Raw genomic sequence first — 26,106 nt, 5'->3', positions numbered from 1 at the left:
GGCGGGTGTCTGCCAATCGCGCCGATTGCGCGCGTGCGCGCGTCAGGTGCCCGCCCGCGTGCTGGTGCTCCTCGTGTCCTGCGCGCCCGGCGCGCGGCGGCGAGGCTCGCGCCCCGGTCGTCCAGCCGCCCCCGCCCGCCCCGAACCCCTCACTCGTACCCCGCGAGCGCCCTCTCCCGCCACACCCCCGGGTCCCCCCACGCGCCCCGCAGCGCCCGTGCCTTCGTGAGCCACAAGGAGAGGTCGAACTCCGCCGTGTACCCGAGTGCCCCGTGCAGTTGGAGTGCCGCGCGGGCCGCCCCGTAGGCCGCCTCGGATGCCGTCACCTTCGCCGCGGCCACGTCGGCCTGCGCCTGGGTCGTCGCCGCGCCGAACACCAGCGGCCGGGCGAACTCCAGGCTCACCAGGACGTCCGCCAGCCGGTGCTTGACCGCCTGGAACGATCCGATCGGCACCCCGAACTGCGTGCGCTGCTTCGCGTACGCCACGGTCCTGTCGAGCAGCGCAAGGCCGACGCCCAGCGCCTGCGCGGCGGTGGCAAGTGCCGCCCAACGCGTCGCGTGCCGCGCGGCCGCGGTCACGGCTGTGCCCGCGGCGAGCAACTCGCCGCCGGGCAGCGGCGCGGCGAGCCGCCGCGCGGGATCCAGGGACTGTCGCACGCGCGCGTGCCCGGGCGCGATCCGCAAGGTCTCGTCCGTCACGACCAGGACGAGGTCGGCGGTGTCCGCGTCCACCGCGTGCGGGCCGCCATCCGGCAGGGTGAGGGTCGCGCTCGCCGTCCCCGCGGCCAGCGCGGGCAGCAGGCGCTTGGCAGGAGCCCGCTCGCCCTCCTCGGCGAGACGCGTCAGGAGCGCGGCCGCCGCCACCGTCTCGACGACCGGGCCCGGCACGGCGTGCCTTCCCAACTCCACGAAGGCGACGGCCGTTTCGACGGGCAGCGGGCCCACCCCCTCGTACTCTTCTGGCACCGGCAGCGCGAAGACGCCCGCGTCCGCAAGGCGCGCCCATATCGCGCGCCCGAGGGTGGGGTCGCCGGCGCCCCACGCGCGCGTGGCCGCCACCGTGTCGGCCGCCGTCAGCATCGCGTCCAGGGAGCGGGCGAACTCCCGCTGCTCGTCGTCGAGGAGGAATTTCATCAGCGGCGTCCCTTCTCCATCAGCGGCGTCCCTTCGGCAGACCGAGCAGCCGCTCGGCGATGATGTCGCGCTGGATCTCGTTGGTGCCCGCGTAGATGGGTCCGGCGAGCGAGAACACGTACCCCTCCGCCCAGTCGGGGCCGCCCGCGCGCGGGCCGTCGGTCAACTCGCCGTCCGGGCCGAGCAGGTCGAGCGCCGTCTCGTGCAGGGCGATGTCGTACTCCGACCAGAAGACCTTGTTGAGGCTGGACTCGGCGCCGATGGTCTCGCCGGACAGGAACCGCGAGGCGTTCGCCCAGGTGAACAGGGCGTACGCGCGGGCGCCGATGACGGCGTCGGCGACGCGGTCGCGCAGCGCCGTGTCGGTCGGGTCCGCGTGGGTGCGCCACTGGCGGGCCAGGCGGTCCGCGGCGGCGAGGAAGCGGCCGGGGGAGCGCAGGGTGAGGCCGCGTTCGTTACCCGTGGTGGACATGGCGATGCGCCAGCCCTGGCCCGGCTCGCCGATCACGTCCTCGTCCGGCACGAAGACGTCGTCCAGGAAGAGTTCGGCGAAGGCGGGCTTGCCGTCCAGGCGGCCCACGGGACGGACCGTCACCCCGTCCGCGTCGAGCGGGAACATCAGGTAGGTCAGGCCCTGGTACGGCTTGTCCGGCAGCTTCCCGCCGCCCCCCGGCGACCCGCTGCGGAAGAGGCCGAACGCGCGGTCGGCGAACGCGGCCCGGGACGACCAGGTCTTCTGCCCGCTGATCAGCCAACCGCCCTCCGTACGGCGGGCGGTGGAGCGCAGTGACGCCAGGTCGGACCCCGACTCCGGCTCCGACCAGGCCTGGGCCCAGACGACCTCGCCGGTCGCCATGGACGGCAGCACCCGCGCCCGCTGCTCCTCGGTGCCGAAGTCGAACAGGGTGGGCGCGAGGAGGTTGATGCCGTTCTGCGAGACGCGGCCCGGCGCGCCCGCCGCGTAGTACTCCTCCTCGAACACCAGCCACTTGACGATGTCGACGCCCTGCCCGCCGTACTCCTCGGGCCAGGAGACCACCGACCAGCGGTTCGCCGCGAGGGTGCGCTCCCACGCGCGGTGGGCGGCGAAGCCCTCCGCCGTCTCCAGGGAGGGGAGCGGCGCGGCCGGCACGTGCGCGGCGAGCCAGTCGCGCGCCCGCTGCCTGAACTCCCCCTCCTCGGGGGTGAAGTCGAGGTCCATCCGTGGCCCACCCTTCTCTAACAAGTGTTTGGTAGATTAACCTGAGAGGAGCCGACGAGTCGAGGGCCCGGAGCCGGAATCGGGGGACAGCCCATGGACGCACCAGCCCAGGTGCCCGCGCACGACCTGCTCGCGGGCCGCACCGCCGTCATCACGGCCGCCGCCGGGGCCGGCATCGGCGGCGCCACCGCACGCCGCTTCCTGCAGGAGGGCGCCCGGGTCGTCATCGGCGACGCCCACGCGCGCCGGACCAAGGAGACGGTGGCGGAGCTCGCCGCGGAGTTCGGCGCGGACCGGGTCGACGGCATACCGTGCGACGTCACGGAATCGGCGCAGATCGACGCCCTGTTCGACCTGGCGGAGCGGTGCCACGGCCGCCTCGACATCGTGGTGAACAACGCCGGCCTCGGAGGGACCGCCGAGCTCACCGAGATGGCCGACGAGCAGTGGGACAAGGTCATCGACGTCACCTTGAACGGCACGTTCCGCTCGACCCGCGCCGCCCTGCGCCGACTGCGGGCCGAGGGCCGGGGCGGCGTGATCGTCAACAACGCCTCGGTGCTCGGCTGGCGCGCCCAGGCAGGCCAGGCGCACTACGCCGCGGCGAAGGCGGGCGTCATGGCCCTCACCCGCTGCGCAGCCCTTGAGGCGGCCCCGCACGGCATACGGATCAACGCGGTCGCGCCGAGCCTCGCCATGCACCCCCACCTCGCCAAGGTCACCTCTCCCGAGCTCCTCGAAGAGCTCACCGCCCGCGAGGCGTTCGGGCGGTACGCGCAGCCGTGGGAGATCGCCAACGTCATCGTCTTCCTGGCCGGCGACTACTCCTCGTACATGACGGGCGAGACGGTCTCGGTCAGCAGTCAGCACGCCTAGGCGGAGAATGATGGTGTGTCGAAACCGAACCAGAGCACCAGCAAGAGGGCCGACCCCGCACCGCGCAAGTCGGCCGGCGCCGCGAAGAAGTCGCAGGTGAGCCCGTCACCCGAGCGTCGCCGCGAACTCCTCGCCATCGCCGCCGACGTCTTCGCCGAACAGGGGTACAACGCCACCACGGTCCGCAAGATCGCCGACGCCGCGGGGATGCTGGCGGGCAGCCTCTACTACCACTTCGACTCCAAGGAGTCGATGCTCGAAGAGATCCTCCGCACCTTCCTCACCGAGCTCTGGGACGGGTACGACACCGTGCTCCAGGCCCAGCTCGGCCCCCGGGAAACGCTCGAAGCCCTCGTCACCGAATCCTTCCGGGAGATCGACCGGCACCGCGCCGCCGTCGCGATCTACCAGAAGGAGTCCCGCCACCTCGTCGCCCAGCAGCGCTTCCAGTACCTGTCGGACTCGCAGCAGCACTTCGAGAAGGCCTGGCTCACCACGCTGGAGCGCGGCGTCGCGGAAGGCGTCTTCCGGGGCGACCTGGACATCCGGCTCGCCTACCGCTTCGTGCGCGACACCGTCTGGGTCGCCGCGTCCTGGTACCGCCCCGGCGGGGGCCACAGCCCCGAGGAGATCGCCCGTCAGTACCTGTCGATGGTCCTGGACGGCATCTCCGTACGTACGTGAGCGGCGGGTCGTCGGACGGCGCCGCACGACCGAGGAGTACGCAGTCATGGCCGAGGCCTACATCGTCGAAGCGGTCCGCACCCCCGTCGGCAGGCGCGGGGGAGGACTGAGCGAGGTCCACCCCGCCGACCTGGGCGCCCACGTCCTGAAGGAGCTCGTCGAGCGGACCGGCGTCGACCCCGCAGCCGTCGAGGACGTCGTCTTCGGCTGCCTGGACACGGTCGGGCCGCAGGCCGGTGACATCGCCCGCACCAGCTGGCTGGCGGCCGGACTGCCCGAGGTGGTGCCCGGCGTGACGATCGACCGGCAGTGCGGGTCGTCCCAGCAGGCCGTGCACTTCGCCGCGCAGGGCGTGCTCTCCGGCACCCAGGACCTCGTCGTCGCCGGCGGCACCCAGAACATGTCGATGATCCCCATCGCCTTCGCCTCCCGGCAGGCCGCCGAACCCCTCGGCCTCACCGAGGGCCCCTACGCGGGCAGCGAGGGCTGGCGCGCGCGGTACGGCAATCGTCCCGTGAACCAGTTCCACGGCGCCCAGTTGATCGCGGAGAAGTGGGGGATATCCCGCCGTGACATGGAGGAGTTCGCGCTCCGCTCGCACCGGCGGGCGGTCCGCGCCATCGACGAGGGCCGCTTCGACCGGGAACTGACCGCCTGCCGGGGCGTGACCACCGACGAGGGTCCGCGGCGCGACACCACCCTGGAGAAGATGGCCGGTCTCAAGCCGGTCCTCGACGGCGGCACGATCACCGCCGCCTGCTCCTCACAGGTGTCCGACGGCGCGGCGGCGCTGCTCATCGCGAGCGAACAGGCCGTCCGGGACCACGGGTTGACGCCCCGCGCGCGGATCCACCACCTCTCCGTGCGCGGCGAAGACCCCATCCGGATGCTCTCCGCACCGATCCCCGCCACCGCCCACGCCCTCAAGAAGACCGGCATGAGCATCGGTGACATCGACCTCGTCGAGATCAACGAGGCGTTCGCGCCGGTCGTCCTGGCCTGGCTGCGGGAGACCGGCGCCGACCCGGAGAAGGTCAACGTCAACGGCGGTGCGATCGCCCTCGGCCACCCCCTGGGCGCGACCGGCGTGAAACTCATGACCACGCTCCTGCACGAACTGGAGCGCACCGGCGGCCGGTTCGGACTCCAGACGATGTGCGAGGGCGGCGGCCAGGCCAACGTGACGATCATCGAACGCCTCTGACCGGCCGCCGCCCGTCCGGGAAATGGACTCTTCCTCACCCCTTGCGGGAGTACCTGCGCCGACCGCGCTCCATCACGGCCCCGACCCGGCTAGTCTCGACTTCTGTACGTCGATTGAGCGACCCCGGGAGGTAGCGCGATGACGCAGGTACGGCCCGGAGGAGCTGCCGGGGGCCCCTTGTGGGAGCGCGACGACGAACTCGCCGCGGCCACCCGGGCCATCGAGGAACTCTGCGCCGACGCGACGACCGCGGGCGGACTCATCGCCTTCAGCGGCGAAGCGGGCATCGGCAAGACGGCGCTCCTGGCCGAGGTGCGCCGCCTCGCGGAAGGCCGCGCCACGGTGTGGGCGGCGCGCGGCGGCGAGACCGTCACCTCCGTCCCCTTCAACGTCGTGCGCCAGCTCCTGCAGCCCGCCCTCGTCCAGCTCAGCCCCGACGACGCCCGCGAGTACTTCGGCGACTGCTACGACATCGCGGGCCCCGCCCTCGGCATAGCCGAGCCCGGCGGCCGCCAGCCGGATCCGCAAGGAGTCTGCGACGGCCTCGTCGAGGCCGTCTCCCGGCTCGCCCGGCTGCACTGGCCGCTCGTCCTGCTCATCGACGACGCGCACTGGGCCGACCAGGAGACCCTGCACTGGCTCGCCACGTTCGCCCAGCGCCTGGACGAACTGCCCGTACTCGTCGTGATCGCCCGCAGGCCCGGCGAGGCCTCCGGCGAGAGCGCCCGCCACCTGGCCGCCGTCACCGCCAAGGCCCGCTCGTTCACCACCCTGCGCGCCCTCACCCCGGACGCCGCCGCGGGCCTGACCCGCGCCACGCTCGGCGAGCACGCCGACTCCCCGTTCTGCCGCGAGGTCTGGGCGGTCACCGGCGGCAATCCGTACGAATCCGTGGAGCTCCTCGCCAAGGTGCAGGACAGCGAGCTCGACCCGGTGGAGAGCTCCGCCGACGAGCTGCGCGCCCTCAACCGCACCGCCCGTGGCCGCGGCCTCGTCGCCCGCCTCGAAGGGCTCGGCACCGACGCCACCCGGTTCGCCTGGGCCGCCGCCATCCTCGGCAGCGCCATCTCCGTCGAACTGGCCGCCTCGCTCGCCGGGATGACCCCGGAGAAGGCCGAGCGGTGCGCGGAGCGCCTGTGCACCGCGCGCATCCTGATCGACGGCGACGACGGCATGGAGTTCGTCCACCCGCTGATCGCCACCACGGTCTACCGCTCCATCCCGGCCGCCACCCGCACCGCGATGCACGGCCAGGCCGCCTCCGTCGTCGCCCACGACGGCCGTGGCGCCGCGGCCGCCTCCCGGCACCTCCTTGAGGTCCACCCCGACGACGACCCCGAGCTGGTGGAGCAGCTGCGCCGGGCCGCCGCCGAACATCTGGCCGTCGGCGCGCCCGACGCGGCCCGCCGGTGCCTGGAGCGCGCCCTCGCCGAACCCCCGCTGCCCGAGATCCACGCGCGCGTGCGCTACGAACTGGGCTGCGCCACCCTGCTCACCTCGCCCGTCACCACCATCGGCCATCTGCGCGAGGCGCTCTCCATGCCCGGCCTCGACCAGGAGCTGCGGGTCGACGCGGTCTGCCGCCTCTCCCAGGCCCTGGTACACAACGACCAGCTCGACGAGGGCCTGCGCGTCATCGCCGAGGAGGCGGCGCGGCTCGACGAGGGGCCCGCGCGGCTGCGGCTGCAGGCCGTGCACTACATGTGGGAGGGCATCCACGCGGACGAGGAGGACTCGCCGGGACGGTCGCGGCGGCTCGCCGCGCTCGCCGGTCCCCTCCGCGGCCGCGACAACTCCGAGCGCGCCCTGTTGATCCTGCGCGCCTTCGACGCCATGACCCGCGGTGAGAGCGCCGAACTCGTCGTCGAGCTCTGCGACCGCGCCCTCGTCAACGGCCGCCTCGCGCCCGGGCTCGGCTGGACCGACCCCGAGTGGAGCTTCGAACTCCGGCTGATGCTCGGCGGGTCGTACGCCTTCTCCGACCGGCTCGACCGCGCGGAGAGCCTGTTCACCGAGGCCGTGCGCGCCTACGAGACCGCGGGCTGGAGCGGCGGGCACCTCGCCCTCTCGCACGCCTTCCTCGGCTATGTGTACCGCAGGCGCGGCCGGCTGACCGACGCCGAACGCTCGCTGCGCGAGAGCCTGCGGCTGGCCGACCGCGTCGGTGAGGGGCTGCCGATGCACTGGGAGGCGGCCAGCATGCTCATCGACACGCTCCTGGCGCGCGGCCACGTCGAGGAAGCGGGCGCCGTCGCCGACCGGTACGGCTTCGCGCCGCCGTCCGCCTCCACGATCTACGTGCCGGACGCGCCGTCCGTGCGCGGCAGGCTCCTGCTCGCCCTCGGACGGGCGAAGGAGGGGCTGAACGTACTGGAGGCGACCGCGAAGGCGCTGACCGCGCGCGGCCAGTACAACACCGTGCTCGCCCCGTGGGCGTACGACCTCGCCCGTGCGCTGGCCCACGAGGACCCCCGGCGCGCGGCCGACCTGGTCGCGGACGCCCGCAGGCAGGCCGAGCGGTTCGGTACGGACACCGCGATCGGCGAGGCCCTGCGGTGCGCGGCGGCGCTGGAGACCGGCCCACGCTCCGTCGCCCTGTACCGGCAGGCCGCCGGCTACCTGGAGGCCTCGCCCTGCGCGTACGAACACGCGGTGGCCCGCGTCGAGTACGGCATCGCCGCGGAGTCCGCGCCGGATCTGGAACGGGGCCTGACCCTGGCCCGCTCCTGCGGCGCCGACGGCCTCGCCGACCGGGCCCTCGACCACTTGCCGCTGGTGAGGCGCTGAGGCGGGGGGGGAGAGAGGACAGTCGGGGTACGTCACCCGCATCAGACCACCCGCATCGGACGACCCGCGTCAGACCACCCGTATCGGGCACGCTCCGCCGTCAGAACGTGTCACGCCCGCTGTAGGCGACCCAGTACCTCCCCTGCCTCCCTCATCACCCGCTCCACCAGTTCCGCGCACGAAGGCAGGTCCGCTATGAGGCCCGCTATCTGGCCCGAGGCCATCACCCCCAGCTCCGGGCGGCCGTCCACCATCGCCGACTTGAGCATCATGGGGGTGTTCGCCGCCAGCACGACCTGGCTCCACGTCAGGTCCTTGCCGTGCCGCATCGCCAGGCCGTCGCGGGCCAGTCGGCGCCAGCTCATGCCGGAGATCTTCCGGAACGCCGCCGCGTGCCGCATCGCGCGCGCCAGTGACGTGATCCGGCCCGCTCTCTCCAGCTCCGCCACCAGCTCCGTGCGCAGCATCCGGTGCGGGAGGCCGTCCACGCGCGTGGTGACCGTGACGTCCTTGACGGAGGCCGCCAGATAGCGGGCCTTGACCGCGTCCGGCACCGTCGAGTCCGAGGTGAGCAGGAAGCGGGTGCCCATGCCTACGCCCGCCGCCCCGTACGCGAGCGCGGCGATGAGGCCGCGCCCGTCGTAGAAGCCGCCCGCCGCGATCACCGGCAGGTCCACCGCGTCGACGACCTGCGGGAGCAGCACGGTCGTGGCGACCTCGCCGGTGTGGCCGCCGCCCTCGCCGCCCTGGACGAGCACCGCGTCCGCGCCCCACGCGGCGACCTTCTCCGCGTGCCGGCGCGCGCCGACGGAGGGGATGACCACCACGCCCGCGTCCTTCAGCTCGGCGATCAGCTCCCTCGACGGCGCGAGCGCGAACGACGCGACCCGCACGCCCTCCTCGACGATGATCCGCACACGCTCCCGCGCGTCCCCCCCGTCGGCCCGCAGATTGACCCCGAAGGGCGCCGTCGTACGGGACTTGACCTCGCGCACGGCGGCGCGCAGCTGGTCGACCGTCATCGTGGCGGAGGCGAGGATGCCGAGCGCCCCCGCCTGCGCGGTCGCCGAGACGAGGCGGGGCCCCGCCACCCAGCCCATGCCGGTCTGCACGATCGGATGCCGGACGCCGACCAGCCGGGTCAGCGGCGTCTCCAGGACGGGGGTGCCGGGCAGCGGGTCCGTCCCGGACTGCGGGTCCGTCCCGGACAGCGGGTCCGTTTCGGACGGAGGGCCCGTCCCGGGCAGCGGGCGCGGTGGTTCTCGTGTCACGTGCGCACCTCGCGGTCGCGCAGGCCGCGCGGATCCACCACCTCGCGGATCAGCCGCAGCTCCTCGGCGGACGGCTCGCGGGTGTACGGCACGTCGTCCGGCACGGCCAGGGCGAACCCCGTGGCCTCGCGCACCTGGTCGAGGGTGACGCCCGGGTGCAGCGAGGCGACGCGCATGCGGCGGTCGGGCGTCGCGAAGTCGAAGACGCCGAGATCGGACACGACCCGGCGCAGGTCGTGGAAGCGGGTCGCGGAGGGACCGGCCGCCGCCGCGCTGTCGTACCCGACGCCGCTGATCATGTCGACCTTCTCGACGAAGACCCGGGTCGAGTGCCTCGGCACCCAGTAACTCACCGGGTTGTTCAGTGTGTTGACCGGGGCGCCGCGCACGCCCAGGAGCTGGCGCTTGGGGCGTTCCCAGTCGCCGATGCACGAGATGTTCTGGTTGCCGTGGCGATCGAGCTGGCTCGCGCCCATCATCACGTGCCGTCGGCCGCCCATGACCATCGTCAGATGCCTGCGGTACGGCAGCCAGCCCTCGGTCACCGTCGAGGCGGCGCCGACGGCCGGGACGTCGCCGATGAGCAGGGCCTCACCGTCCGTGAGCAGCAGGTCGGGGGAGAAACTGAGTCGGGCGAGGCGGGCCGCGACGGAGGGGACCGTGCCCATCGGGGAGGCGAGGATCTCGCCGTCGCCGCGCCAGGCCTCCGCGCAGGCGATCACGCAGTACTCGGCGCGGGTGACGGCCCGCGCGGTGGTCGACGTCATCGCTGCTCCTTGTGCCAGGTCCGGACGGCCAGGTGGTAGTCGCGCTCGTCGCCGCAGAGGAAGCGGGTCCGGAAGGCGTCCCAGGCCGCCGGGTCCGCCGCCGCGGTCGCGTACTCCTTCTGGAAGGGCTCGTCCCGGCCGTAGTCCGGTACGCAGGAGGTGAAGTGCGCCCCGCCGGGCGTCTCGGTCACGCCGGTCACCGCGTGCCGGGAGATCAGCATCGTCTGCGGCGCCGCGTGCGCGGTGAGCTCCTCGGGGTCTACGACGCGCTCGCACGAGACGTACGCGGTGTCGGCCGCCTCGCAGAACAGGTCGTCGAAGTACGGGTCGGGGCCCAGGTACTGTCCGTTGCCCGCGGAGTCGGCGCGGTTCATGTGGACCAGGGCCGCGTCCATCCGCAGGGCGGGTACGGCGACGAGCTCCTCCCCGTCCTCGTACGGCGAAGTGACCGTCCGCAGCCGGGGGTTGACCCGCAGGACGTCCGAGCCGAGGCCCGCGCGGATCGGCAGGAACGGCAGCCGCTGGGCGCCCGCGGTGAGCCCCTGCATGAACATCGCCTCGTCCAGCTCGACGAGTTCGAAGGCGGCACGCTCGCGTGCCGCCCGGAAGTGCGGCTCCAGGGGGATCGAGTCGAGGGTCACGAAGGCGGTGACCAGCTTGCGGATCCGGCCGGCCGAGGCGAGCAGGCCGACATCCGGGCCGCCGTACGAGACGACGGTCAGGTCCGTGACATCGGACCGCAGCAGCGCGCGCACCAGCGCCATCGGCTTGCGGCGCGACCCCCAGCCGCCGATGCCGAGCGTCATACCGCTCCTCAGGCGCCCCACGATCTCGTCCGGCGTCATCCTCTTGTCGGTCCTGCCACTCATGCCCTGCCCTCCCCGTGTGTCCCGGAATCTCCTTGAGTCCCGAAGTCCTCGCGGATGCGGTCGGCCAGGCCGCTGAGGTTCGCCTCGAAGGTGAAACCCTGCTCGAAGCGGTAGCTGCGGTGCACGTCGACGGGGTCGATGCCGTTGATCGCGGCCTTCGCGAAACGCAGCAGCGTGCCGTCCTTGCGGGCGATCTCCCGCGCCAACTCCATTGCCGCCTCGGCGAGTTCCTCGCGCGGGACGACCCGCCACACCGAGCCGTGCGCGTGCAGCTCGGCGGCGGTCGCCGTGCGCGAGGTGTAGTAGAGGGTGCGCATCAGATGCTGGGGCACGAGCCGCGCCAGATGGGTGGCGGCGCCGAGCGCGCCCCGGTCCAGCTCGGGCAGGCCGAAGGTGGCGTCCTCGCTCGCCACGATCGCGTCCGCGTTCCCCACCAGGCCGATGCCGCCGCCCAGACAGAAGCCCTGCACCGCCGCGACGACGGGGACCTCGCACTCGTACACCGCCGAGAACGCCGCGTAACACCCGCGGTTGGCGCCGATCAGCGCGGTGTGGCCGGTGTCGCGCTGCATCTCCTTGATGTCCACGCCCGCGTTGAACCCGCGGCCCTCGGCGGCCAGCACGACACAGCGGATCCCGGGATCGCGCCCGGCCGCGCGCACCGCGTCCGCCAGGTCGAACCACCCCTGTACGGGCAGGGCGTTGACCGGTGGGTGGTCGACGGTGACGACGGCGACGCCCTTGTCCGGGGCGGAGGTGGAGACAGACATCAGAGGATCCGCTACCTTTCGACCACACGCCTTCAACCAAACATTTGTTAGTTGGAAAGGTAGCAGCGATGACTGACACACGACAGAGCGATGACTGACGGTCGGCAGGTGGTCGTCGTGACCGGCGGCACCCGCGGCGTCGGTGCCGGAATCGCCCGGAGCTTCCTCGCGGCCGGGGCCCGCGTCGTCGTCTGCGCCCGCAGGCCACCGGACGAGCCCGTCGAAGCGGCGGGCGCCACCGCCGAGTTCAGACCCCTCGACCTGCGTGACGCGGAGGCGGCCCGCGCCTTCTTCGCCGAAGTGGCCGCGGACCACGGCGCGGTGGACGTCCTCGTGAACAACGCGGGCGGCACCCCCTTCGGACTGCTCGCCGGCACCGCCCCGGCCCGCCAGGCCAAGATCGTCGAGCTGAACCTGCTCGCGCCGCTGTACGCCTCACTCGGCGCCCATGAGGTGATGTGCCGTCAGGAGGGCGGCGGCAGCATCACGATGATCGGCAGCGTCAGCGGCACCCGGCCCTCGCCCGGCAGCGGCGCGTACGGAGCGGCCAAGGCAGGCCTGGAGAACCTCGCCGGCACCATGGCGGTCGAGTGGGCCCCGGCCGTCCGCGTCAACACGGTCGTCCTCGGCCTGGCCCGCACCGAGAGCGCCCACCTGCACTACGGCGACGAGGACGGCGTCGCGCGGGTCGCGCGCACCGTCCCGCTCGGCCGCCTCGCCGAGCCCGCCGACGTCGGCGACGCCTGCGTGTTCCTGGCGTCCGACCGCGCGCGGTACATCAGCGGTGCCGCGCTCCGCCTGCACGGCGGCGGTGAACGCCCCGCGTTCCTGGCCGCCGCACCCGTCAACCACACACCCTCTTAGGAGCTCTGTCATGACGTCAGCTGCTGCCGGGTCCGGGTCCGGGTCCGGGTCCGGACTCTGCGAGGGCCGGGTCGTGATCGTCACCGGCGCGGGGCGCGGCCTCGGCCGGGCGCACGCGCGCGCGTACGCGGCCGAAGGCGCCCGGGTCGTCGTCAACGACCTCGGCGTGGGCCCCGACGGAGCGGGGGAGTCCGGTGGTTCGGGGGAGTCCGGTGGGCCCGCCCACGACGTGGTCGAGGAGATCTGCGCGGCGGGCGGCCGAGCCGTCGCGCACGGCGGCGACATCGCCACGTCCGAGGGCGCCGCCTCACTGGTGCGGACCGCGCTCGACACGTACGGACGGCTCGACACCCTCGTCAACAACGCGGGCTTCCTGCGTGACCGCATGCTCGTCAACCTCGGGGAGGACGACTGGGATGCCGTGATGCGCGTCCACCTCAAGGGGCACTTCCTCACCCTCAAGCACGCGGGCGCGCACTGGCGTGCCGAGGCGAAGGCCGGCCGCGCCCCGCACGCGTGCGTGGTCAACACCAGCTCGGGAGCGGGGCTCCTCGGCAGCGTCGGACAGGGCAACTACAGCGCGGCCAAGGCCGGCATCCTCGGTCTGACCTTCGTCGCGGCCGCCGAACTCGGCTCCTACGGAGTGCGGGTCAACGCCATCGCCCCCGCCGCCCGCACGCGCATGACCGAGCGGACCTTCGCCGACACCATGGCCGCGCCCGAGGACGGCGGCTTCGACGCGATGGCCCCGGAGAACGTGTCGCCGCTCGTGGTCTGGCTGGGCTCCACCGCCTCCGCCGGGGTCACGGGCCGCGTCTTCGAGGCGGAGGCGGGCCGGATCACCGTCATGGAGGGCTGGCGGCCGGGCCCAACGGCGGACAAGGGAGCCCGTTGGTCGCCGGCGGAGGCCGGGGAGGCCGCGCGGAAACTGCTCGCCGAGGCGGAGCCGCCGCAGCCGGTGTACGGGGCGCGCTGACGGCCCGGCGGTGCGGCTGCGATGGTGTCCACCGGCGCCGTTCCCCGGCGCCGTCCACCGGTGTCGCCCGCCGACGTCTTCGCCGGGGAGCCCTGGGACCTGCGGTTAGTGTGGGCAGTCGTATCCGTCCCGCCGAGGAGTCCCCGTCATGCCCGCGCCGCGTACCGTCCTGATCCTCCAGCACGTCGAGGTCGAGAAGCCCGGCCTGATCCTGGAGGCGCTCGACGGCAGCGGGCTCGACGTCGACATCCGGAACCTGCTCGACGCCCAGAGCGCCCAGAGCGCCCCGAACGCCTCGCCGGCCGACCTGCCGCCCGTGGCCGACCTGGCGGGACTCGTCGTGATGGGCGGTCCCATGAACGCCGACGACCTGGCAGGCCACCCGGCACTGAAGCTGGAGCGCGACCTGCTCGCCGACGCGCTGCGGGCCGGCGTCCCGACCCTGGGCGTGTGCCTCGGCGCCCAACTGCTCGCCCGCGCCCAAGGTCTGGTCGTACGGACCGGCGCCGAGCGCGGGCAGGGCGAGGAGATCGGCTGGGCCCCGCTGCGCGACGTGGACCGGGACGACCCCGTCGTCGGCCCGCTGGCCGACGCCCCCGCGGTGCTCCACTGGCACGGCGACCGCATCGTGCCCGCCGCCGGGATCCAGGTGCTCGCCCGCACCGACACGACCGAGTGCCAGGCGTTCCGGGCCGGGCCCGCGGCCTGGGGGCTGCAGTTCCATCTGGAGGTCACCCCCGGCCTCCTGGACGACTGGCTCGCCGAGCCGTCCTTCGCCACGGAGGCGGCCCAGGCGCTCGGCCCCGGCGCGGCGGAGCGGCTGGCGGCCGACGCCCGGGCCGTCGCCCCGGCCCTGCGACCGCTGGCCGAGCGCGGCCTGGCCCATCTGAGGTCCCTCTTCGTGGCGCGGGCGGGGCTCTAGCGCTCCGCGGGCCCCGCGGCGACGTCCTCCTCGGCGAGCACGCGCTGCGCGACCGCGAACGCCGCGTTGGCCGCGGGGACCCCGCAGTAGACCGCCGTCTGCAGCAGGACCGCGCCGATCTCCTCGGGAGCGAGCCCGTTGCGGCGCGCGGCGCGGACGTGCAGGGCCAGCTCGTCGAGGTGGCCGTGGGCGACCAGCGCGGTCAGCGTGATCATGCTGCGCTCGCGGCGGGCCAGCGTCGGGTCGGTCCAGATCTCGCCCCACGCGTAGCGGGAGATGAAGTCCTGGAAGCGCGCGGTGAAGGGCGTCGTGTTCGCCTGTGCGCGGTCCACGTGCGCGTCCCCGAGCACGGCCCGCCGCACGGCCGTACCGCTCGCCGGGGTCCCGTCGGCGAAATGGCCTCGCAACGCCGCCGCGACGGCCTCGGGCCGTTCGGCGGGCGCCAGATGTGAGGCGCCGGACAGCTCCAGGAGGGAGGCGCCCGGCACGGCGTCGGCGATCTCCCGCGCGTGGGCGGGCGGCGTCGCGGGGTCCTCGCGCCCGGCGACGACCAGCGTGGGCGCCACGATCGACGTCAGCGCGTGCCGCAGGTCATACGCGGCCAGCGCGTCGCAGCACGCGGCGTACGCCCCCGGATCGGCCGCGCGGAGGTCCGCGACCAGGCCGGGCACGGTGAAGCCGGGCGTGAACCACCGCTCAGGCGCCGACTCCACGAGCCCGCTGAGTCCCTCGCGCCGCACCAGCGCGGCCCGCTCCCGCCACGGCTCGGCGCCACCGAAGTGGGCCGACGAGCAGACCACCCCGAGGGACGCCACCCGGTCGGGGTGCCGGGCCGCGAGCCACAGCCCGACGGCACCGCCCAGCGACACCCCCGCGTACGCGAAGCGGTCGATGCCGAGCGCGTCGGCGAGGGTGAGGACGAGCGCGGCGAGGTCGTCGACCGTCGTGCCGGGGCCGATCAGGTCGGCGGGGGAGCGGCCGTGGCCGGGGAGGTCCCAGCGTACGACCCGGTGGGTGGTGGCGAGTTCGGGCGCGACCGCGTCCCACAGCGCGGTGGAGGTGCCGAGCGACGGGCCGAGGAGGAGCGGGGGAGCGGTGGCGGCGCCCTCGACGGTGTGGTGCGGCAGCCGGCCGTTCGGTGTGGTGGTCAACGTCGCTCCAAGGCGCGGTCGGTGAGAGCGGCGGCGGCGCCGGTGTAGTGGGTGGGATCGGTGAGCTCGGTGAGGTCGACGTCCTTCAAGGCGGGCTCGTCGACGCCGAGTTCCGTGAGGGTCTCCGCGAGCACCGTCGCGAGCGTCCGTCCCTCGTCCCGGGTGCGCCGGGCCGCCGAGGTCAGGACCTCCTTCGCGCGGGCCCGTCCGAGCAGCGGGGCGAGCGTGGCCGAAAGACGCTCGGAGACGACCAACCCGCCGGTGAGGTCCAGGTGTTCACGCATCGCCGCCGGGTGCACGCGCAGCCCCTCGGCGAGTTCCGCCGCGTCCCGCGCCGCCCCGCCGGTCAGCCGCAGCAGGTCGCGCAGCGGCTCCCACTCGGCGTGCCAGGCGCCCGCGGGCCGCTCGTCCTCGGCGGCCAGCGAACCGTGGAGGGTCGCCGCGAGGCCCGGCGCACGGCGGGCGGCCGCCGTGATCAGCGTCGCGCGGACGGGATTGGCCTTGTGCGGCATGGCGGACGACCCGCCGCCCGCGCCCTCGGAGACCTCGGTGATCTCGGTGCGGGAGAGCGTGAGCACGTCGGCCGCCGCCTTGCCGAGCGCGCCGGCGGTGAAGGCGAGGACGGCGGCGAGATCGGCGACCGGGGTACGAAGGGTGTGCCAGGGCAACACGGGTTCACACAGGCCGAGTTGGCGGGCGAAGGCCGAGACCAGGCGCTGGCCGGGTGGCTCCCGTCCCGCCTCCGATAGTCCGTGCTCACCCTCGGCGCGGGAGACGCCACCACCGGCCCCGTACGCCCCGAACGCCGCCAACGTCCCGGCCGCACCGCCCAGTTGCGCCGGCAATGCGCGCCGAACACCCGCCACCCGGTCCCGCGCGTCCAGGACCAGCGACCGCCAGCCCGCCGCCTTCAGGCCGAACGTTGTCGGCACCGCGTGCTGGGTGAGCGTGCGGCCCGGCATCGCGGTGTTCCGGTGCGCGGCGGCGAGCCGGGCCAACGCCCGTTCCGTACGCGCCAGATCGGCGAGGATCAGGTCGGATGTCCGGGCGGCGAGCAGCATCAGGGCCGTGTCCAGGATGTCCTGGCTCGTCGCGCCCCGGTGGACATAGGGGGCCGACTCGTCGGGCACGGCCGCCGTCAACCGTGCCACCAGCGGGATCACCGGATTCCCGCCGTCCCGCGCGCGCAGCGCGATGTCCCGGGCGTCGAACCTGCCGGGGTCCGCGGCCGCCGCCGTCACGGCCCTCGCCGCCTCCGGCGGGGCCATGCCCACCGCGGCCTGCGCCCGGGTCAGCGCGGCCTCCGCCTCCAGCATCGCCGCGAGGAAGGCCTGGTCGGAGGTGGCGTCCTCGGCCGGGGACCCGGCCGAACCCGGCGAGAACAGGCCGCTCACGAGGACTCCGCGGGGAATTCCAGGAAGACCGTCTCCTGTGCGCCCTGCAGACGGATGTCGAACCGGTAGGTGTGCGAGGCCTCGCTCTGGGCGAGCAGCGTGGCTCGCCGCTCCGGGTCCAGCGAGCCGAGCAGCGCGTCGCCGGGTTCGTCCACCAAGTACGCGCGGGTGTACAGGTGGTGGAGCAGCCCGCGCGCGAAGACCGCGATCGAGACGTACGAGACGCCGCCCGGCGGCAGTGTCCGCACGGCCCAGTGGCCGTCCGCGTCGGTCGGGACCCGGCCGAACCCGGTGAACGCGACCCCGTCGCGCCCCACGGCCCGCCCGGTCACGGGATCCTGCCGCAGCGACCCCGGCACCCCCGCACGCGAACCGTCGGGCGCGGGCTGCCAGGTCTCTATCAGGGCGTCCGGAACCGGCTGCCCGGCGCCGTCGAACACGTACCCGTGCAGGGTGATCGTGTCCGCGTGTCCGGCCGGGGCCACCTCGCCGCCGCGCGGGAAGGGCAGCGCGTACCCGTAGAAGGGTCCGACGGTCTGGGAAGGCGTGGGGGCGTACGTGGACACGGGCGCGGGGGAGTCCGTGGCGCCGGGCGGAGCGGGCCTCGGGCGCGGGGGCGTCGGCGTGGAAGGCATCAGTGCTGCTCGTCCTCCTCGAAGAGCGTCGCGGACGGGCCGTCCAGGACGATGTCCCAGCGGTGGCCGAGCGACCACTCGGGAACGGACAGGGTGTGGTCGTAGGCGCAGACGAGCCGCTGCCGCGCCGCCTCGTCGGTCACCGAGCGCAGCACCGGGTCGTACGGCAGGAGCGGGTCACCGGGGAAGTACATCTGCGTCACCAGGCGCTGGGTGAACGCCGTGCCGAAGAGCGAGAAGTGCAGGTGCGCGGGGCGCCAGGCGTTGACGTGGTTGCGCCACGGGTAGGCGCCCGGCTTGATGGTGGTGAAGTGGTACGTGCCGTCGTCGTCGGTCAGACAGCGGCCGAACCCGGTGAAGTGGGGGTCCAGGGGCGCCGGGTGCCGGTCCACCTGGTGGGCGTACCGGCCCGAGGCGTTGGCCTGCCACAGCTCCACCAACTGCCCGCGCACGGGCCGCCCTCGGCGGTCCAGGACCCGGCCGGTCACGGTGATGCGCTCGCCGAGCGGCTCGCCCGGATGGTGGGAGGTCAGATCGCTGTCCAGAGCGGTGACGTCGGCGACGCCGAACGCGGGCCCGGTCAGCTCCACCGCCTCCGGATCGCGCAACGGTACGAGCGGCCGCTTGGGATGGCGCAGATGGCTGCTGCGGTACGGGGGGTAGTCGCGCGGCGGATGGTGTCCCCCCGCCGCCGCGGCCTGCGCCTTCGCGACCTCGGCGTCGATCGCGTCCTGGGTCAGTCCGTCGGGCAGCGGGTCGGTGGCGGGCGGTTCGGTGCTGAGGGACATGTCTTCGGGCTCCGTTCGAACCTCGGAGGAGTCGGTCAGGCGGGGTTTCCCACGCAGGATTCCCACGCAGGATTCCCACTCAGGTTTTCCACGCGGCTTTCCTGCGCGGGTTTCTACGCGTGTCCCGGCGAGAACCCCGCCGGGACATGGACCTTTGCCGCCGTTCTGGCGGTGATCTCGGCGGCGGTGACGCCCGGCGCCGTCTCGACCAGCACCAGACCGTGGCCGGTCACCTCCAGGACGCCGAGGTCGGTGATGATCCGGTCGACGCAGCCCCGGCCGGTCAGCGGCAGCGCGCACTCCTCGAGGATCTTCGGCGAGCCGTCCTTCGCGGTGTGCGTCATGACGACGAGGACCGTCCGCGCTCCGTGCACGAGGTCCATCGCGCCGCCGATCCCCGTGATCATCTTGCCGGGGACGGCCCAGTTGGCGAGGTCCCCGCGCGCGGAGACCTGCATCGCGCCCAGGACGGCGACGTCGATGTGGCCGCCGCGGATCATCCCGAAGGAGAGCGCCGAGTCGAAGAAGGAGGCGCCGGGCAGCACGGTCACGGTCTCCTTGCCCGCGTTGATCAAGTCCGGGTCGACCTCCGCCTCCGTGGGGTAGGGGCCCACGCCGAGGATGCCGTTCTCCGACTCCAGGACCACCTCCACGCCCGGCGGCAGATGGTTGGGGATCAGCGTGGGCAGACCGATGCCCAGATTCACGTACTGGCCGTCACGGAGCTCCCGCGCGGCGCGGGCGGCCATCTCGTCCCGGGTCCAGGCCATCAGCCGCTCACCGTCCCCGACTTCGTGGCCGGGCCCGCCCCGGAAGTCCCGGGCGTCGTGGTCTCGGTGACCGTGCGCCGCTCGATGCCCTTGTCGGCGGCCTGTTCCAGGGTGAGGGCCACCACCCGCTGCACGAAGATGCCCGGCAGGTGCACCGCGTCCGGGTCGATCGCCCCCGGTTCCACCAGCTCCTCGACCTCCGCGACGGTCACCCGCCCGGCCATCGCGGCCAGCGGGTTGAAGTTGCGGGCGGACCGGGCGAAGACGAGGTTGCCGTGCCGGTCGCCCCGGGCGGCGCGCACCAGTGCGTAGTCGGTACGGATGCCGTGCTCCAGGACGTGCGGGGTGCCGTCGAACTCCCGTACCTCCTTGGCCGGCGACGCCAGGGCGACCCCGCCCTCGCCGTCGTAACGCCAGGGCAGTCCGCCGTCGGCGACCTGGGTGCCCACCCCGGCCGGGGTGTAGAAGGCGGGGATGCCCGCGCCGCCGGCCCGCAGCCGCTCGGCGAGCGTCCCCTGCGGGATCATCTCGACCTCCAGCTCACCGCCCAGGTACTGCCGGGCGAACTCCTTGTTGGCGCCGATGTAGGACCCGGTGACCCGGGCGATGCGGCCGGCCGCGAGGAGCACGGCGAGGCCCGAGTCCAGCGCGCCGCAGTTGTTGGACACGATCTCCAGGCCCGTCACCCCGGACCGGTGCAGCGCGCGTATCAGTTCGTTCGGCACGCCGCTCAGGCCGAAGCCGCCGACGGCCACCGACGCCCCGTCCCGGACGTCGGCCACCGCCTCGGCGGCCGTGGCCACCACCTTGTCCATCCGTGCGCCCCCTCTCGTCCTGTCGCCCCCGTCAAATGCTCAGGGCACTGACTATTTGGGCGAGGATAGGTTGATGCCAACTGTCTGACAAGGGCTGTGCTGTTGGGTAGATGACCCGGTTACTCTTCAGTGCACACGCAAAAGCACAAGACACATCGAGGAGCGGAGGCCCCCATGGCCGCGGTGGACCTTGCCACCCACCCCGGGCACCTGGCCCGGCGGCTGCAGCAGGCGCACCACCTGCTGTGGAACGCGATGGTGTCCGAGGAGATCACCTCGCCGCAGTACGCCGTCCTCAACGCCCTCGTCGCCGAACCCGGCCTCGACCAGCGCACCGTGGGCGAGCGGGTGGGTCTGGACCGGTCCACGATCGCCGAGGTCGTGGCGCGGCTGATCCGGCGCGATCTGCTCGACAAGGTGCGCGACGCGCGGGACGGCCGCCGCTTCCTGCTGCGCCTCACGGACGAGGGGTTGCGCACGCACCGCCGGCTCACCGTGCGCACGGCCCGGATGAACCAGGTCCTCCTCGCGCCGCTCTCCGCCGGGGAGCGGGCCGTGTTCCTCGACCTGATCCAACGGGTCGCGGACGCGGCGGAGGACCTGCGCAACCCGATGCCGTCGGCGGTCGCCGCGACGGACTGACGGGCCTCAGGTCCTCTTTGGCCAACCCTCTACAGCAGTTTGTGTCGGTCTACAGCAGTTTTGTGTCGGTACACCCGTGCCGAGTCGCGGATCGCTCGGCGAAGTCTTGCAATGCTGCTCGCGCATACCGGCGTTGTGGCTTGTCGTCGTCACTGTCGCTGCGTGCGAGGTAGTCGATGACGAAGACAGCCTGGCGCGGTGAGCCGGGGCAGGTCGCCTCCGCGCGGTAGACGAAATCCGTCCGGAGCGGCGAGGTGTCGCTGTACTCCCTGAGGCTTTTGGTGGACCGCGTCTTGAGCCGTTGATCATCGGCGAAAGTGCCGTAGTAAGCGGACAGGCGGAACCTGGTCCGTCCATGATCGTCGAGCAGCAGGCAGTCCTCGACGGGTGCCTCGGCCGTAGCGGTCCCCTGGGCCCGGGTGATCAACCAGCCCGCCCTGACACCCGCGCACGTGCCACCCGCCCGAGCCAGGACTGGCGCATCCGGATTTGTCTCCGAGCTGTACTTGAGCGGAGCGACACGCTTCACACGGCTGCCGAAGCGGGCATCACAGCCGTACTCGCGGGCGGCCGCCTGCGCGGTCTGCGTCGCTAACCGGGCCAGCCGCACACGTTGTGCCGCCTCTTTGAACGGACGCCCGCCCCAACTCGTCGCGAACAGCGACAGACTGTCCCCGACACGCGGCCCTGTCGTGTTGCGGCACCTGAGGACGACGGCAGCCGTGGCTTGATCGTTCGCAGGGGTCATCATGCCCGACCAACCGCCGGTGATCGGCGTCGAGAACTGAGTGACGTAAGAGCTGCCTCTCCGGCCGGAGACGATCTCCGGACTCCACGCCTTGGAACGCCATTCCATCTCGACGACCGCCCGCTGCTTGAACCCGCCGGGGCCGTCCAACCAGCACATGACGGGCGGGCCGGACTCGTCCGCGGAGCTTCTTCCCAGGGTTGTGTGCTTCGTCTTGCCGGTGACATCATCGGTTTTGAGCAGCGCGCGCACCTGATCGACGGCCACCGTACCGTCACACGCATCAGCCAACGACGGCCCGTCGCGCCACTTCGCGAAGCCACCCCCGATGAAGAACCAGCCCACCCCCGCGACCACGAAGAGCGTCAACGCTGCGGCACCGTAACGAACGACCCTGCGCGGTAACGCACTTGTCCAACTCCGCACCCGTTCCCCCTGGTTGGCTTCCGTCGATGGCGTGGGTGACGGTATCAGCGGCCCCGACCCCACACCGCAGCAACCTCAGGCCTTCGCGAACACCACCCACACCTGTCCCTTGGCGAAGGGCAGCGGTGTGCCGTCGGGGGTCGTGAAATCGGTGCCCGACCGTGCCGAGGGGCGGCTCCAGTGCGCCCGGTAGGCGCGGCCGTCCCGGAGCACGCTCGCGGAGCCCTGGCCGACGGTTTCGGTGAACGGCGAGACGCTGCCCGCGCGGTCGTGGAAGCGTGACGGCCGCACCTTCACGTACTGCACGACGACCGTCGACGGGGCCAGCTCCTTGCCGTCGGAGGTACGGGCCCGCCGCCCGTCCATCGTGACGCGCCAACGCCCCTCGTACTCCACCCAGTCGAAGGAGAAACTGGCGGCCGGGAAGCGGACCGTGCGGTGGGCCTGCGGAGTGCCGCCCCGCGGGCGCGGCCCGAACCGGAAGCCGGTGGCGGCCAGCGCGCCTGCCTTCGGGTCGGCCTTCAGGGCACGCGGACGGAGGAAGAGGTTGTGCGGCGCGGCCCGGTCGGCGCCCCGGTAATAGGCGTTGCCGGGCGCCTTTCCGGGCGGCAGCGCACGCACCGGCGCGCCCGCGATGAGGGGGAGCAGCTTGGACTGCGCGCCGGAGAACGCGAGCACGGGCCGGTCGAACTGGCGCAGCAGTTCCAGGTCGGTCTCGCGCGCGCTGCGCACCGGACCCACGGCGGACGGCAGCCGGGACGCGTAGACCGCCATGAGTCGGCTGAGCCCCGCCTCCACCTGCTCGGCATAGACGACGTCTGCGGCGTCCAGGCCGGTCTGCGGGCGGGCCGGGCCGACGTTGTCGATCTTCACGGCGAGTACGCCGCCCTGCCCCGAGCCCGGGGGCGGGTTGCCGTCCGCCCCGGAGGGTTCGATCGTGCAGCCAGACGTCAGGGCGGCGGTCGCGACCGCGATCGCCACCGCCGCCCCGGCTCGGGCGCGCGTTCCGGTGGGTGTTCCGGTGCCGGGCGTCCCGGTGCTGGGTGTTCCGGGGCCGGGTGTTCCGACGCCGGGTGTTCCGGTGCGCGCCGGTGTCCGCGTTCTTGCTCGCCGCTTCATGCGGGAGTCCTACCCCGATCGCGTACGGTCGCAGCCCGTTGCGTCAGCCCAGATCAAGGGCGTTCGGCAGGCCGAGCCGGTAGCGGGTGCGGTCGTGGCGCTTGAGGACCTCGATCTCCGGGACCCGGTACAGCGGCGTCACCGTGCACTGCTTCTGGTCCGAACCCGCTTGCTTCAAAAGGGCGTTGACCGCCTGGCGGGCCGCGGCGTTGGCGCCTTCCATCGTCGCCAGGTCGATGTCCACGGAGACGTAGTCGCCGGCCAGGAAGAGGTTCGGGATCTTCGTGGCGGCCGACGGACGGTTGTGGAACGTGCCCACCGGGTGGATGAGGAGCTGGTCCTCGTTCGTCGGGTTCGGCGTGCCGAGTCCGGAGACGCCGGGGTCGAGGAACCACGAGTGCAGCTTGCCGTCGCTCAGGACGGTCCTTCCGGTGTCGTTGAGTGCGGCCTTGAGCTGCGCCCACACCTCCTTGGCGACCTCGTCGCGAGTGCACTGCTTGGCCGTCTTGCCGTACAGGATCCCCGGTTTGTCCCACTCGGATATGTCCACCGAGAGGCAGTCGACCGCGACGCCGTCGCCGTAGTCCGTCGGGAAGTCGCGCTCCGGCCAGTGCGCCGCCTGCGCGATGCCGGTCAGCGACCAGGGCGAGTCGATGAGGTTGAAGTGGCCCCGCACCACGGGCGGACGCTCCGTCAGATAGAACTGGATGCCCGTCATCCAGTCCGTCTGCAGCTCGTCGCAGCGCGCCAGTTGTGGATCGGCCGCCTTCATCGCGGCGCTCCAGGTGCGGCGCGCGTGCTCCACCGGCATGGCCTGCACATAGTGGTCGGCGGTGATGTCGCGCCGTACGCCGTCCGGGTCCTCCACCACAGTTTTGGTGACGCGGCCGCCGTCGAATCCCAGCTCGCGGACGGTCCAGCCGATACGGAACTCCACGCCCAGGGAGGTGAGATGGGTGACCCACGGGTCGATCCACGCCTCGTTGGTCGGCGCGTTGAGGATCCGGTCGGGCGGGCCGTCCGCCCCCTGGCCGAGCGCGTTGAGGACGAACGCCTCGCCGAGCGTGCCGACGGTGCGGGTGCTGGCCTCCTCGGCCTTGGTCGCCACGATGTTGCGGGTGACGCCGATGACGAGGATGCGCTGGTAGTCCTTGGACATCCGCTCGGCCCGGGTGAACTCCCACCAGGGCGTGGACTCCCAGTCGTCCTCCCGGCGTTCGTCGCAGCTGGTCAGGAAGACCAACGCGCGGTTCACGAAGTACGCGGCCTCATGGGCCGGCAGGTTGAACGCGGTGTCGAGCAGCGCGCCGAGCGCCCGCCGGATGTCGTCGAGGGTGAGTCTTTCCGGGTCGCTGCCCGGCCAGGGGATCGGCATCCGGAGATCCTCGCGGCCGGTGCGCGCGAACGACATCTCGCGGGGCGCGACCAGGTTGTCCCACACGCCGTGCGCGTTCCCGGGGAAGGGGATGCGGCGCATCGTGTCCGGGAGGTTGTGGTAGATGCCGGGGATGAAGCGGAAACCGTGCTCGCCGGGGAGCGGCTTGCGGTTGCCCTTCGCGCTGTCCGGCACGTCCATGCTGCGGGCCTTGCCGCCGAGCGCCCGGCGTTCGTAGACGGTGACCGCGAACCCGCGCTCGGCCAGCTCGTGGGCGGCGGTCAGTCCCGCGACACCGCCGCCGAGCACGGCCACGGACGGCTTGGCCCGCGGCGCCGTCGGGGTGGCCGCGGCGGGCGGCGCGCCCACGCCCACGCCGAGTGCGGCGGCCCCGCCGACGGCGGCGGCCCCCGCGACGAATCCCCGTCGTGTGCTGCCTTCGGCGCCCACGCCTTCGGCCCCCGCGCCTTCGGTGCCCTCGCGTCTCGCCCCCGGATCCTTGGCCGCACCCTCGTCCCGCCCCATGCCCCGCCCCATGTCCAGCCCCCATTACCGTCGGTAACTGCGGTGTCAGGCGCAGGAGCCTACGGTCACGGCGGATGGGGTGGAAGGTACGGGCGGACGTGATCGCACATTGGCGTGATTGCGGTGGTCGCGGGTGCGCGGGGGACGGGCGTGCGAGTACGTGAGGGACGGGAGGCGCCGGGTCAGCCGGGGTGCGTGGGGGGACGGGTGGCGCCGGTCGGCCGAGGTGCGTGGGGGACGGGTAGCGCCGGTCAGCCGGGGGTGCCGAAGACGTCGTCGAGGGCGTGCCGCACAGGCTGCTCCAGCTGGGCGTACGTGCAGCTCTCCGGGGCCCGGTCGGCGCGCCACCGGCGGAACGCGGCCGTGTGGCGGAACCGTCGCCCGCCCTCCATGTGGTCGTACGCCACCTCGCAGACCCGTTCCGGGCGCAGCGGAATCCAGGAGAGGTCCTTCTTGCCCGACCAGCGGCTGGGGGCGCCGGGCATCCGGGACGTCTCGTGGGCGCTCTCGTCGGTCCAGGCCGCCCACGGGTGCCCGGCCGCCGACTCCATCCGCAGCGGCTCCAGCTCCTCGACGAGTTCGGCACGGCGCTTCATCGGGAACGCCGCGCAGACGCCGACGTGCTGCAGGGCGCCCTCGTCGTCGTACAGCCCGAGCAGCAGCGAGCCGACGACGGGGCCGCTCTTGTGGAACCGGTAACCCGCGACGACGCAGTCCGCCGTCCGCTCGTGCTTGATCTTGTACATCAGGCGTTCGTTCTGGCGGTACGCCAGGTCGAGCGGCTTGGCGATGACGCCGTCCAGGCCCGCCCCCTCGAACTGCTCGAACCACACCTGCGCCGTCGCCGGGTCCGTGGTCGCCGGCGCCAGGTGGACGGGTGGCGTGACCCCGGACAGCGCCTTCACGAGGAGGGCGCGGCGCTCGGCGAGGCCGGTGGTGAGAAGGGCCTGGTCGGCGAGGGCGAGGAGGTCGAAGGCCACGAAGGAGGCGGGGGTGCGTTCGGCCAGGAGGGTCACGCGGGATACGGCGGGATGGATGCGCTCCGTGAGCGCGTCGAAGTCGAGGTGACCGTCCCGGACGATCACGATCTCGCCGTCCACCACACACCGCTCCGGCAGGCGCTCGCGCAGGGCCGTCACCAGCTCGGGGAAGTACCGGGTCAGCGGCTTCCCGGTCCGGCTGCCGATCTCGACCTCGTCGCCGTCGCGGAAGACGATCGCGCGGAACCCGTCCCACTTGGCCTCGTACTGCATGCCCGGCGGAATCTTCGCCACGGGCTTGGCGAGCATGGGCTTCACGGGCGGCATGACCGGCAGATCCATGGTCCAAATCTAGGAGGGGTCCGTACGTTCCGCCTGTTCGGCGCCGGTCGGTTAGGCTGTGCGGCCATG

Annotated in this window: 24 protein-coding genes; 8 read left to right on the top strand and 16 right to left on the bottom strand. The window is 73.1% G+C overall.

Going from position 1 to position 26,106, the window contains the following annotated elements:
• Positions 1-149 precede the first annotated feature (149 nt).
• Both ACZ6CV_RS15520 and ACZ6CV_RS15515 read right to left on the bottom strand, forming a co-directional pair.
• Entirely contained in the window at positions 150-1,136 is a 987-nt protein-coding gene (locus ACZ6CV_RS15520; RefSeq protein WP_469251281.1) for an acyl-CoA dehydrogenase family protein, read from the bottom strand.
• A gap of 19 nt (positions 1,137-1,155) precedes the next feature.
• Entirely contained in the window at positions 1,156-2,337 is a 1,182-nt protein-coding gene (locus tag ACZ6CV_RS15515) for an acyl-CoA dehydrogenase family protein (RefSeq protein WP_469251280.1), read from the bottom strand.
• Between the two features lie 93 nt (positions 2,338-2,430).
• On the opposite strand from ACZ6CV_RS15515, the gene ACZ6CV_RS15510 reads away from it, so the two are divergent.
• The 4 genes from ACZ6CV_RS15510 to ACZ6CV_RS15495 all read left to right on the top strand — a co-directional run bounded on the left by ACZ6CV_RS15510 (position 2,431) and on the right by ACZ6CV_RS15495 (position 7,888).
• Complete coding sequence (locus ACZ6CV_RS15510; RefSeq protein WP_469251279.1) at positions 2,431-3,213, top strand: SDR family oxidoreductase; 783 nt, start codon at positions 2,431-2,433, stop codon at positions 3,211-3,213.
• 96 nt (positions 3,214-3,309) lie between these two features.
• On the top strand, positions 3,310-3,897 hold the full coding sequence (locus ACZ6CV_RS15505) for a TetR/AcrR family transcriptional regulator (protein WP_469251485.1): 588 nt from the start codon (positions 3,310-3,312) through the stop codon (positions 3,895-3,897).
• A 46-nt stretch (positions 3,898-3,943) separates the two neighbouring features.
• A complete protein-coding gene (locus ACZ6CV_RS15500; protein ID WP_469251278.1) occupies positions 3,944-5,101 on the top strand; it encodes an acetyl-CoA C-acetyltransferase in 1,158 nt (385 codons plus the stop codon).
• Positions 5,102-5,239: 138 nt separating this feature from the next.
• The gene (locus ACZ6CV_RS15495) at positions 5,240-7,888 is read left to right on the top strand and encodes an ATP-binding protein (protein WP_469251277.1); all 2,649 of its coding nucleotides are present in this window, start codon (positions 5,240-5,242) and stop codon (positions 7,886-7,888) included.
• A gap of 110 nt (positions 7,889-7,998) precedes the next feature.
• Here the strand turns inward: ACZ6CV_RS15495 and ACZ6CV_RS15490 are convergent, their stop codons facing one another.
• The 4 genes from ACZ6CV_RS15490 to ACZ6CV_RS15475 all read right to left on the bottom strand — a co-directional run bounded on the left by ACZ6CV_RS15490 (position 7,999) and on the right by ACZ6CV_RS15475 (position 11,565).
• A complete protein-coding gene (locus ACZ6CV_RS15490) occupies positions 7,999-9,063 on the bottom strand; it encodes an NAD(P)H-dependent flavin oxidoreductase (protein WP_469251484.1) in 1,065 nt (354 codons plus the stop codon).
• 92 nt (positions 9,064-9,155) lie between these two features.
• Positions 9,156-9,926 (bottom strand): CoA-transferase subunit beta, encoded by a 771-nt coding sequence (locus tag ACZ6CV_RS15485; RefSeq protein ID WP_469251276.1) that lies wholly within the window; start codon positions 9,924-9,926, stop codon positions 9,156-9,158.
• Positions 9,923-10,795 (bottom strand): CoA transferase subunit A, encoded by an 873-nt coding sequence (locus tag ACZ6CV_RS15480; protein ID WP_469251275.1) that lies wholly within the window; start codon positions 10,793-10,795, stop codon positions 9,923-9,925. Before ACZ6CV_RS15480 ends, ACZ6CV_RS15485 begins: the two co-directional genes overlap by 4 nt.
• Positions 10,792-11,565 (bottom strand): enoyl-CoA hydratase family protein, encoded by a 774-nt coding sequence (locus tag ACZ6CV_RS15475; RefSeq protein ID WP_469251274.1) that lies wholly within the window; start codon positions 11,563-11,565, stop codon positions 10,792-10,794. Before ACZ6CV_RS15475 ends, ACZ6CV_RS15480 begins: the two co-directional genes overlap by 4 nt.
• Before the next feature lie 90 nt (positions 11,566-11,655).
• On the opposite strand from ACZ6CV_RS15475, the gene ACZ6CV_RS15470 reads away from it, so the two are divergent.
• The 3 genes from ACZ6CV_RS15470 (at position 11,656) to ACZ6CV_RS15460 (ending at position 14,327) form a co-directional block, all read left to right on the top strand.
• On the top strand, positions 11,656-12,429 hold the full coding sequence (locus ACZ6CV_RS15470; RefSeq protein WP_469251273.1) for an SDR family oxidoreductase: 774 nt from the start codon (positions 11,656-11,658) through the stop codon (positions 12,427-12,429).
• 10 nt (positions 12,430-12,439) lie between these two features.
• Positions 12,440-13,405 carry an SDR family oxidoreductase gene (locus ACZ6CV_RS15465; protein WP_469251272.1) on the top strand — a complete coding sequence of 322 codons (966 nt, stop codon included), beginning with the start codon at positions 12,440-12,442 and terminating at the stop codon, positions 13,403-13,405.
• Positions 13,406-13,553: 148 nt separating this feature from the next.
• Positions 13,554-14,327 carry a type 1 glutamine amidotransferase gene (locus tag ACZ6CV_RS15460; RefSeq protein WP_469251271.1) on the top strand — a complete coding sequence of 258 codons (774 nt, stop codon included), beginning with the start codon at positions 13,554-13,556 and terminating at the stop codon, positions 14,325-14,327.
• Here the strand turns inward: ACZ6CV_RS15460 and pcaDC are convergent.
• The 6 genes from pcaDC to ACZ6CV_RS15430 form a co-directional block, all read right to left on the bottom strand.
• Entirely contained in the window at positions 14,324-15,478 is a 1,155-nt protein-coding gene (gene pcaDC, locus ACZ6CV_RS15455) for a bifunctional 3-oxoadipate enol-lactonase/4-carboxymuconolactone decarboxylase PcaDC (protein ID WP_469251270.1), read from the bottom strand. The two genes, ACZ6CV_RS15460 and pcaDC, sit on opposite strands and share 4 nt — an antisense overlap.
• Positions 15,475-16,872 (bottom strand): 3-carboxy-cis,cis-muconate cycloisomerase, encoded by a 1,398-nt coding sequence (pcaB, locus tag ACZ6CV_RS15450; RefSeq protein ID WP_469251269.1) that lies wholly within the window; start codon positions 16,870-16,872, stop codon positions 15,475-15,477. Before pcaB ends, pcaDC begins: the two co-directional genes overlap by 4 nt.
• The gene (gene pcaG / locus ACZ6CV_RS15445) at positions 16,869-17,507 is read right to left on the bottom strand and encodes a protocatechuate 3,4-dioxygenase subunit alpha (RefSeq protein WP_469251268.1); all 639 of its coding nucleotides are present in this window, start codon (positions 17,505-17,507) and stop codon (positions 16,869-16,871) included. Before pcaG ends, pcaB begins: the two co-directional genes overlap by 4 nt.
• Positions 17,507-18,295, bottom strand: a complete 789-nt coding sequence (pcaH, locus tag ACZ6CV_RS15440) for a protocatechuate 3,4-dioxygenase subunit beta (RefSeq protein WP_469251267.1) — start codon at positions 18,293-18,295, stop codon at positions 17,507-17,509. Before pcaH ends, pcaG begins: the two co-directional genes overlap by 1 nt.
• Positions 18,296-18,408: 113 nt before the next feature.
• Complete coding sequence (locus ACZ6CV_RS15435) at positions 18,409-19,065, bottom strand: CoA transferase subunit B (protein ID WP_469251266.1); 657 nt, start codon at positions 19,063-19,065, stop codon at positions 18,409-18,411.
• The gene (locus tag ACZ6CV_RS15430) at positions 19,065-19,880 is read right to left on the bottom strand and encodes a CoA transferase subunit A (RefSeq protein WP_469251265.1); all 816 of its coding nucleotides are present in this window, start codon (positions 19,878-19,880) and stop codon (positions 19,065-19,067) included. Before ACZ6CV_RS15430 ends, ACZ6CV_RS15435 begins: the two co-directional genes overlap by 1 nt.
• Before the next feature lie 174 nt (positions 19,881-20,054).
• Between ACZ6CV_RS15430 and ACZ6CV_RS15425 the strand changes: the two genes are divergently transcribed.
• Complete coding sequence (locus tag ACZ6CV_RS15425; protein WP_469251264.1) at positions 20,055-20,522, top strand: MarR family winged helix-turn-helix transcriptional regulator; 468 nt, start codon at positions 20,055-20,057, stop codon at positions 20,520-20,522.
• 49 nt (positions 20,523-20,571) lie between these two features.
• Here the strand turns inward: ACZ6CV_RS15425 and ACZ6CV_RS15420 are convergent, their stop codons facing one another.
• The 4 genes from ACZ6CV_RS15420 to ACZ6CV_RS15405 form a co-directional block, all read right to left on the bottom strand.
• A complete protein-coding gene (locus ACZ6CV_RS15420; protein WP_469251263.1) occupies positions 20,572-21,639 on the bottom strand; it encodes a hypothetical protein in 1,068 nt (355 codons plus the stop codon).
• Between the two features lie 132 nt (positions 21,640-21,771).
• On the bottom strand, positions 21,772-22,677 hold the full coding sequence (locus ACZ6CV_RS15415) for a DUF3048 domain-containing protein (protein WP_469251262.1): 906 nt from the start codon (positions 22,675-22,677) through the stop codon (positions 21,772-21,774).
• A gap of 181 nt (positions 22,678-22,858) precedes the next feature.
• Positions 22,859-24,640 (bottom strand): hydroxysqualene dehydroxylase, encoded by a 1,782-nt coding sequence (locus ACZ6CV_RS15410; RefSeq protein WP_469251483.1) that lies wholly within the window; start codon positions 24,638-24,640, stop codon positions 22,859-22,861.
• Between the two features lie 326 nt (positions 24,641-24,966).
• Positions 24,967-26,037 carry an ATP-dependent DNA ligase gene (locus ACZ6CV_RS15405; protein WP_469251261.1) on the bottom strand — a complete coding sequence of 357 codons (1,071 nt, stop codon included), beginning with the start codon at positions 26,035-26,037 and terminating at the stop codon, positions 24,967-24,969.
• Positions 26,038-26,106: the final 69 nt, after the last annotated feature.

Source organism: Streptomyces sp. NPDC041713 (assembly GCF_055591085.1).
The sequence above is the reverse complement of the archived record's forward strand: the minus strand, read 5'-3'. Positions and strand labels throughout refer to the sequence as shown.